At 62.9% G+C, this 7998-nt stretch carries 8 protein-coding genes; 5 read left to right on the top strand and 3 right to left on the bottom strand.

The genetic code is table 11. The features are described 5' to 3' along the window. On the bottom strand, positions 1-235 hold a 235-nt coding region (locus tag VK804_RS31250; RefSeq protein ID WP_325752146.1), incomplete at its 3' end, for an ACT domain-containing protein. A 154-nt stretch (positions 236-389) separates the two neighbouring features. Here VK804_RS31250 and VK804_RS31245 point away from each other — a divergent pair. Together VK804_RS31245 and VK804_RS31240 are read left to right on the top strand one after the other, a co-directional pair. After that, a complete protein-coding gene (locus tag VK804_RS31245; protein ID WP_325752145.1) occupies positions 390-1232 on the top strand; it encodes a uroporphyrinogen-III synthase in 843 nt (280 codons plus the stop codon). 13 nt (positions 1233-1245) lie between these two features. After that, complete coding sequence (locus VK804_RS31240; RefSeq protein WP_325752144.1) at positions 1246-1680, top strand: hypothetical protein; 435 nt, start codon at positions 1246-1248, stop codon at positions 1678-1680. A 178-nt stretch (positions 1681-1858) separates the two neighbouring features. Here VK804_RS31240 and fcl read toward each other — a convergent pair whose 3' ends face one another. Together fcl and gmd are read right to left on the bottom strand one after the other, a co-directional pair. Beyond that, a complete protein-coding gene (gene fcl / locus VK804_RS31235; protein WP_325752143.1) occupies positions 1859-2815 on the bottom strand; it encodes a GDP-L-fucose synthase in 957 nt (318 codons plus the stop codon). Next, positions 2796-3881 carry a GDP-mannose 4,6-dehydratase gene (gene gmd / locus VK804_RS31230; RefSeq protein WP_325752142.1) on the bottom strand — a complete coding sequence of 362 codons (1086 nt, stop codon included), beginning with the start codon at positions 3879-3881 and terminating at the stop codon, positions 2796-2798. Before gmd ends, fcl begins: the two co-directional genes overlap by 20 nt. A gap of 240 nt (positions 3882-4121) precedes the next feature. Here gmd and VK804_RS31225 point away from each other — a divergent pair, with 240 nt between their 5' ends. The 3 genes from VK804_RS31225 (at position 4122) to VK804_RS31215 (ending at position 7997) form a co-directional block, all read left to right on the top strand. Continuing rightward, on the top strand, positions 4122-4943 hold the full coding sequence (locus VK804_RS31225) for an ABC transporter ATP-binding protein (protein WP_325752141.1): 822 nt from the start codon (positions 4122-4124) through the stop codon (positions 4941-4943). Beyond that, positions 4940-6871, top strand: a complete 1932-nt coding sequence (locus VK804_RS31220; protein ID WP_325752140.1) for a long-chain fatty acid--CoA ligase — start codon at positions 4940-4942, stop codon at positions 6869-6871. The genes VK804_RS31225 and VK804_RS31220 overlap by 4 nt, the downstream gene beginning before the upstream one ends. Positions 6872-7103: 232 nt before the next feature. Beyond that, positions 7104-7997 carry a branched-chain amino acid ABC transporter permease gene (locus tag VK804_RS31215; RefSeq protein WP_325752139.1) on the top strand — a complete coding sequence of 298 codons (894 nt, stop codon included), beginning with the start codon at positions 7104-7106 and terminating at the stop codon, positions 7995-7997. Position 7998: the final 1 nt, after the last annotated feature.

Raw genomic sequence — 7998 nt, 5'->3', positions numbered from 1 at the left:
CCATGTTGAATCGCTCGGCAATCGCCGCAAATCCGGTCTGCAGCGCCGGGAGATCGACCGCGAGATCGGCGGCCTCGAACACCACGCGCATGAAGAAGTTGCGAGTCTCGACGTCGTTGAACTGCTGGGCGTCGAGAATGTTCTGGCCGTTATGGGCCAGAAACGTCGAGACGGCCGAGACGATGCCGGGACGGTCCGGGCAGGACAGGGTCAGAACGTATTGATGGTCGGGCATGGCGAGGCTTGATTTAAGAGAGGCTTGACTACAACTTGCGCAAAAGAGGAACGGCGATTTCCGCCCTGCTCTATCACCCGCAACGGCCCTGCGACAATCCCGCACCGGGCGTCATGATGAACAAACGACAGGCGATCGGCGTTAGAGCAAAATCATGGTTGATAGATTGAACGGCTATCGCATCCTGATCCTGGAAACGCGCGAGGAAGCGCAGTTTTCCCGCCTGCTCACCGAGCAGGGCGCGGACGTGCTGCAATGTCCGATGTTCACCATCCACGACGTTCCCGACCCCGCGCCGGTCGAGGCCTGGATCCGCCGCTGCATCGACAAGTCTTTCGACGATCTGGTGCTGATGACCGGCGAAGGCCTGCGCCGGCTGATGAAGGTCGTCCGCCGCATGGGCGTGGAACAGCCGTTCATCACGGCGATCGGAAGCGCGCGAAAATTCGCCCGCGGCCCAAAGCCCGGACGCGCCCTGCGCGAGATCGGGCTGGAGCCGCAGATGACGACGGAAAAGCCGACGTCCGAGGGCATCGTCGAGATGCTGGCGCGGCTTGATCTCCGTGGACATCGCATCGGCCTGCAGCTCTATCCGGACAAGGACCACGGCGCGCTGATCGGGGCCATCACGGCGCAGGGCGCCGAGATCGATGCGGTGACGCCTTACGTCTACGACGCGAAAGCCGCCGACGCCAATATCGTCACCGCCATCGACGAAATGGCGAAAGGCCACGTCGATGCGATCGCACTCACCAATCTCGGGCAGATTCGCCGCCTGATCGAGGTAGCGCGGGCGCATGGCGATGAAGCGCGCCTGCGCGAAGGCCTGGCGAAAACCCCGATCGCCTCGGTGGGGCCGGCCGTGTCCGACGAGCTCAAATCGCACGGCCTGCGCACCGACATCTATCCGGCCAATGACGCCTTCTTCATGAAGCCGCTGATCTCGGCGATGGCCTCCGCACTCGGCAAGTCGCCGCCGCGCGGCGCGGCAAGGTAAGGAGACGGGCCCCATGAGATCGATCGTCGCCGCGCTGCTGATCCTGATCGCTGCGTCGCTATCGCCGGCCCGCGCCGCCGAGATTCCGTCCGACGACGAACAGGACGTGCTGATCCGTAGCACCCTGATGACGTTCAACGATGCCAACATGACCGGGAACTATGCCGTGCTAGCCGCCAAGGCGTCGAAGCAATTTCAGGCGCAATTGCCGGTCGATAAACTGGCCAGCGCATTCGAGTCGTTTCGCAAGAACGAGCTGTTCTTCGAAGGCGTCGTTTCGGCGGATTACGATTCCTACGAAAAGGCCAGTTTCGATTCCGACGGCGCGCTGGTTCTGGCCGGGGTGTTCAAGACCGGCGACATCCAGGTGAAATACCGGCTGCGTTTCGTTCAGGACGGCAACGCCTGGAAAATCCTCGGCATCAACGTCGACGCCAACAAGCTGTAGCAATGGATGTTGACGGCTTTCGTAGCCCGGATGGAGCCGGCGGGTCGGCGCGACTCAGCGCCGCCCGATGGCGCAATCCGGGAACGCTGGTGAGGGCGGCCCCGGATTTCGCAAGGGCTCCATCCGGGCTACGGAGACACTAAACCAAGCAAGCGATTGCGACCGCCGCCAGTAGCGATCACTCCGCCGCTTGCTTCTGCTCGTCCAGATACGCCCGGTAGGCCAGCCCGATTCCGTCCTCGAGCGAGGTGCGCGCGCGCCAGCCGAGTTTCGCGAGCCGGCTGACATCGAGCAGTTTGCGCGGCGTGCCGTCGGGCCGCGACGGATCGAAGCTGAGTTCGCCGGTGTAGCCGACGGTTTTCGCGACCACGCGGGCGAATTCGGCGATCGTGATGTCCTCACCGGTTCCGATGTTGACCAGTTCGTCACCGGAATAGGTCTTCATCAGGTGGACGCAGGCGTCCGCCATGTCGTCGACATAGAGGAATTCCCGCCGCGGCGTGCCGGTGCCCCAGACCACGACATTGGCGACGCCGGAAATCCTGGCCTCGTGAAACCTGCGGATCAGCGCTGCGACGACGTGGCTGTATTCGGGATGATAATTGTCGCCGGGCCCATAGAGATTGGTCGGCATCACATTGATGAAATCTGAGCCATACTGCCTGCGATAGGCTTCCACCATCTTGATCCCGGCGATTTTCGCGATCGCATAGGGCTCATTCGTAGGCTCCAGCGGTCCCGTCAGCATCGAATCCTCGCGCAGCGGCTGGGCGGCGAGTTTCGGATAGATGCAGGAGGAGCCCAAAAACATCAGCTTCTCGGCGCCGTTGACATGGGCGGCATGGATCACATTGGTCGCGATGATCAGATTGTCGTAGATGAATTCGGCGCGCAGCGTGTTGTTGGCGACGATGCCGCCGACCTTGGCGGCCGCCAGGAACACGGCTTGCGGGCGCCTGTCGGCAAACCATTTGAACACCGCGGCCTGGTCGCGCAGGTCGACGTCGCGCCGGCCGACCGTCAAGAGTTCGACATCCTCCTGCGCCAATCGGCGCATCAGCGCGGAGCCGACCATGCCGCGATGGCCGGCGACGAAGACGGTCTTGCCCTTCAGTTCAAACGGGGTCTTTGCCATTGGCCACCTCACGCCGCGCGATAGCAAGATCGCCCGCCACCATTTCACTGACCATCTGCGAAAAGCTCGTCTTCGGTTTCCAGCCGAGTTTCTGGTGCGCCTTGCTGGCGTCGCCGATCAGGAGATCGACTTCGGTCGGGCGGAAATAGGTCGGATCGATACGGACCAGTGTCTTGCCGGATTTGCCGTCGATGCCGGTCTCATCGACCCCTTTGCCGCGCCATTCGATGCTGCGGCCGACCTCGGCGAACGCCAGCTCGACGAATTCGCGCACCGAGCGGGTCTCCCCGGTCGCCAGCACGAAATCCTCGGGCTCGTCGGCCTGCAGGATCATGTGCATGCCCTCGACATAGTCCCGCGCATGGCCCCAATCGCGCTTGGCCGAGAGATTGCCGAGATAGAGCGTATCTTCCAGCCCGTTCTCGATCCGGGCGATGGCGCGGGTGATCTTGCGGGTGACAAAGGTCTCGCCGCGGATCGGGCTTTCATGATTGAACAGGATGCCGTTGCAGGCGAACATGCCGTAGGCCTCGCGGTAGTTCACCGTGATCCAGTAGCCGTAGAGCTTGGCGACGCCATAGGGCGAGCGCGGATAGAACGGCGTGGTTTCCCGCTGCGGGACCTGCTGGACCAGCCCGTACAGTTCCGAGGTGGAGGCCTGATAGAACCGCGTCTCCTTCTCCATGCCGAGGATCCGAACCGCTTCCAACAGCCTGAGCACGCCGATGGCGTCGGCATTGGCGGTATATTCCGGGCTCTCGAAGCTGACGCCGACATGGCTCTGGGCGGCGAGGTTGTAGATCTCGGTGGGGCGGATCTGCTGCATCAGTCGGATCAAATTGGTCGAATCCGTCATGTCGCCATAGTGCAGCAGGAACCGCAGATTGGCGGCATGCGGATCCTCGTAGAGATGATCGATGCGCGCGGTGTTGAACGAGGACGAGCGCCGCTTGACGCCGTGCACGGTGTAGCCGAGGCCAAGCAGGTATTCGGCAAGATACGCCCCGTCCTGCCCGGTGACACCGGTGATGAGCGCCACCCGCCGCTTCGAATCCTGAACCGCCATAAAGACTCCAATAACGCCTCGGCAACCGCCCCAAAAACAGGCCAACGACACCGGCTGGCCCCTGTCTACTGGACCAGGAGAGGGGCTGGCCATAGCATTCGACCCGGGCCAAGTCTAATACGAAAGTCGGTTAATCCGACCGTCCCGGGCGGCTGCGACAAGGGCGGCCGTTGACGCACTGAGCCCGGTGAAACAGGGTGGCCCAATGGCGCGGAAAGCGCGCCTCGAGGGAGGGACTGCGTGGAACACGCTTTGGAAGTGCGCGGGGTGTCACTGCGCTTTGGCGGCGTTCGCGCGCTCACTGATGTCAGCTTCGGCGTCAGCGCCGGCGAACTGTTCTCGATCATCGGCCCCAACGGCGCCGGCAAGACCTCAATCATCAACTGCATCTCGGGGCGCTACCGGCCGACCGAGGGGAAACTGTTCTATCGCGGGCAGGACATCACCGCGCTCAATCCCAACGCCCGGCCCGGGCTCGGCATCGGCCGCACCTTCCAGAACCTGGCGTTGTTTGCGCATATGAGCGTGCTCGACAATATCATGGTCGGGCGGCATCACCTCTTGAAGAATAATTTCATCACGGGATCGCTGTACTGGTTCACCGGCGCGCGGCGCGAGGAACTCGAGCATCGCCGCAAGGTCGAGGAGATCATCGACTTCCTCGACCTGCAGTCGGTGCGCAAGGCCACCGCCGGCACGCTGCCCTACGGCCTGCGCAAGCGCGTCGAACTGGCGCGCGCGATGGCGCTGGAGCCGCAACTCATTTTGCTCGACGAGCCGATGGCCGGCATGAATTTCGAGGAAAAGGAGGACATGGCGCGTTACATCGTCGACCTCAACGAGGAGTTCGGCATGACCGTCGTGATGATCGAGCACGACATGGGCGTGGTGATGGACATTTCCCACCGCGTCATGGTGCTGGATTTCGGCCGCAAGATCGCCGAAGGCGATCCGGCCGCGGTGCTGGCCGATCCCCATGTCAAGCGCGCCTATCTCGGTGAGGAGGACGAGGTGCTGGTCGATCCCGACGATACGCCGGCGCCCGCGGAGACCGCCGCATGATGGACTATGCCGGCCGGGTCGCTGCGGCCGATACCTATCCAAAACTGTTGCGCCTCAATGCCCGCGAGCACGGCGAAGAGATCGCGTTGCGCGAAAAGGATTTTGGCCTCTGGAAGCCTTTCACCTGGAATGAATACCAGGCGCGGGTGCACGATTTTGCGCTCGGCATGGTCGAACTTGGCCTTGCCCGCGGCGACGTCGTCGGCATCATCGGCGACAACCGGCCGGACTGGGTCGCGGCGGAAATTGCCAGCCATGCGATCGGCGCGATGAGCCTCGGCCTCTACCGCGACGTGCTGGACGAGGAAGCGGCCTATCTCCTGAAATACGGCGAAGCCAAACTGGTGTTCGCCGAGGACGAAGAGCAGGTCGACAAACTGCTGACGCTCGCCGACCGCGTGCCCAACCTCAGGCACATCGTCTATTCCGACCCGCGCGGCATGCGGAAATATGACGATGTCAGGCTGATGGCCGCCGACAAGCTCGCAGGCCTGGGCCGCGAGCGCGCCGCCCGCGAGCCCGGCCTCTACGACAGATTGGTCGACATGACCCGCGGCGAGGATGTCGCGACCCTCTGCACCACCTCGGGCACCACGGCGCACCCGAAACTGGCGATGCTTGCCTCAGGCCGCGTGCTCCGGCATTGCGCGGCCTACCTCGCGTTCGACCCGAAGGGACCGGACGACGAATATGTTTCGGTGCTGCCGCTGCCCTGGATCATGGAGCAGGTCTATGTGCTGGGCAAAGGCCTGCTGTGCCGGATGAAGATCAATTTCGTCGAACAGCCCGACACCATGATGAACGATTTCCGCGAGATCGCGCCGACTTTTGTGCTGTTTGCCCCGCGGGTCTGGGAGGCGATCGCCGCCGACGTGCGCGCGGGCGTGATGGACTCCTCCCCGCTCAAGCAACGTCTCTATGCGCTCGGCATGAAGACGGGTCTTGCGGCGCTTGCCGAAGGCAGGCATTCGGCGCTGGCGGACCGGCTGCTGTTCCGGGCGCTGCGCGACCGCCTCGGCTTTTCGAGGTTGCGCTCGGCCGCAACCGGCGGCGCGGCGCTCGGCCCCGACACCTTCAAATTCTTCCAGGCCATGGGTGTGCCGCTGCGCACGCTGTACGGTCAGACCGAACTATTGGGCGCCTACACGCTGCATCCCCCAGGCAAGGTCGACCCCGACACCACGGGCGTGCCGATGGCTGCCAGCATCGAAATCCGCGTCGAGAACCCCGACATCCACGGCGTCGGCGAAATCGTGGTGCGACACCCCAACATGTTCCTCGGTTACTACAAGAACGAGGAAGCCTCAGCCGCCGACGTGAAGGACGGCTGGATGCATTCGGGCGACGCCGGCTATTTCAACGATCGTGGGCAGCTCGTGGTGATCGACCGCATCAAGGATCTGGCGGAGACCTCGCGCGGCGAACGCTTCTCGCCGCAATATCTCGAAAACAAGCTGAAGTTTTCGCCCTATATCGCCGAGACGGTGGTGCTCGGCGCCGGCCGTGACGCGCTGGCGGCAATGATCTGCATCCGCTTCTCGATCATCTCGAAATGGGCGGAGAAAAGCCGGATCGCGTTCACCACCTACACCGATCTTGCCTCGCGCCCCGAGGTCTACGCGCTGCTGCAAAAAGAGGTCGAAGCCGTCAACGCCACGCTGCCGCCGGCGCAGCGCATTTCCCGCTTTCTCCTGCTCTACAAGGAGCTCGACGCCGACGACGGCGAATTGACCCGCACCCGAAAAGTCCGCCGCAGCGTGATCAACGAAAAATACGCCGGAATCATCGACGCCATCTATGGCGGCAAGCGCAACATCCCCGTCGACACCGTGATCCGCTTCCAGGACGGCACCACCCAGCGCATCCGCACCACGCTGCGGGTGGTCGACCTGACGCCGGGCGCGGCGATGGCGGAGGCCGCGGAATGAGGGACGAGCATTTCACCGAACCGTCATGGCCGGGCTTGACCCGGCCATCCACGTCTTTCTTGTGGCCATCAAGCAAATCGTGGATGCCCGGGACAAGCCCGGGCATGACGAAGGAGAGTTCATCATGCCCGGTTGTCATGCGCGGGCTTGACCCGCGCATCCATCCACTTCGTGAAAAGAGCTTCTTTGAAGGATGGATTGCCGGGTCAAGCCCGGCAATGACGGTCTGCTCATGAACCTGCAATTCCTCATCCAGCTGCTCGTCAACGGCCTCGTGGTCGGCACGCTCTATGGCGTGGTGGCGATGTCGTTCGTGCTGATCTACAAGGCCACGCAGGTCGTGAATTTCGCGCAAGGTGAATTGCTGCTGATCGGCGCCTGGGTGTGCTGGGCGCTGCTGACCAAATATCAGGTGCCGTTCTGGGTCGGCATGCCGCTGACGCTGGTATTCATGTTCGCATTCGGCATCGCGATCCAGATCGTGATCCTGCGGCCGATGATCGGCGAGCCGATCATTTCGGTGATTATGGTGACGATCGGGCTGTCGACGGTGTTTCAGGCCGCGCTGAAATGGATTTTCGGCGTCAATCCGCAGCCGTTCCCGCGGGTGTTTCAAAGCGAATCCGTGAGCCTGTTCGGCCTGCAGATCCAGACCGTCTATGTCATGAGCCTCGTCGTCTCGGTGGCGATGATGATCGGCATGGCCTGGTTCTTCCGGGCCTCGAAATATGGGCTCGCCATGCGCGCCACCGCCTACAACCAGCAGGTGGCGCAGTCGCTCGGCATTTCCGTCAAAAGCGTGTTCGCGATGGCCTGGGCGATTTCGGCGACGGTGTCGGCGGTCGCGGGCATCGTGGTGGCCGTGGTCAACGGCGTATCGTCGGGCCTGTCGGACTACGGCATCAAGGTGTTCCCGGCGGCGATCCTCGGCGGGCTCGACTCGATCGGCGGCGCGGTGCTCGGCGGCATCATCATCGGGCTGCTCGAAAACATCGCGCAATATGTCGACAGCGAATATCTGCACTGGGGCAATCTCTACGAAATCGCGCCATTCTACGTGCTGATCATCATCCTGATGATAAAACCCTACGGCCTGTTCGGCACCCAGGACATCGAGCGGGTATAGC

It is taken from the genome of Bradyrhizobium sp. (genome assembly GCF_035484855.1).
Lineage (GTDB): Bacteria > Pseudomonadota > Alphaproteobacteria > Rhizobiales > Xanthobacteraceae > Bradyrhizobium.
The sequence above is the reverse complement of the archived record's forward strand: the minus strand, read 5'-3'. Positions and strand labels throughout refer to the sequence as shown.

What these genes read in the sequence shown, in the direction of transcription:
- VK804_RS31240 (WP_325752144.1), top strand. Translation starts at nt 1,246, where the DNA reads ATGAGATCGATCGTCGCCGCGCTGCTGATCCTGATCGCTGCGTCGCTA.
- gmd (WP_325752142.1), bottom strand. Translation starts at nt 3,881, where the DNA reads ATGGCGGTTCAGGATTCGAAGCGGCGGGTGGCGCTCATCACCGGTGTC.
- fcl (WP_325752143.1), bottom strand. Translation starts at nt 2,815, where the DNA reads ATGGCAAAGACCCCGTTTGAACTGAAGGGCAAGACCGTCTTCGTCGCC.
- VK804_RS31215 (WP_325752139.1), top strand. Translation starts at nt 7,104, where the DNA reads ATGAACCTGCAATTCCTCATCCAGCTGCTCGTCAACGGCCTCGTGGTC.
- VK804_RS31245 (WP_325752145.1), top strand. Translation starts at nt 390, where the DNA reads ATGGTTGATAGATTGAACGGCTATCGCATCCTGATCCTGGAAACGCGC.
- VK804_RS31220 (WP_325752140.1), top strand. Translation starts at nt 4,940, where the DNA reads ATGATGGACTATGCCGGCCGGGTCGCTGCGGCCGATACCTATCCAAAA.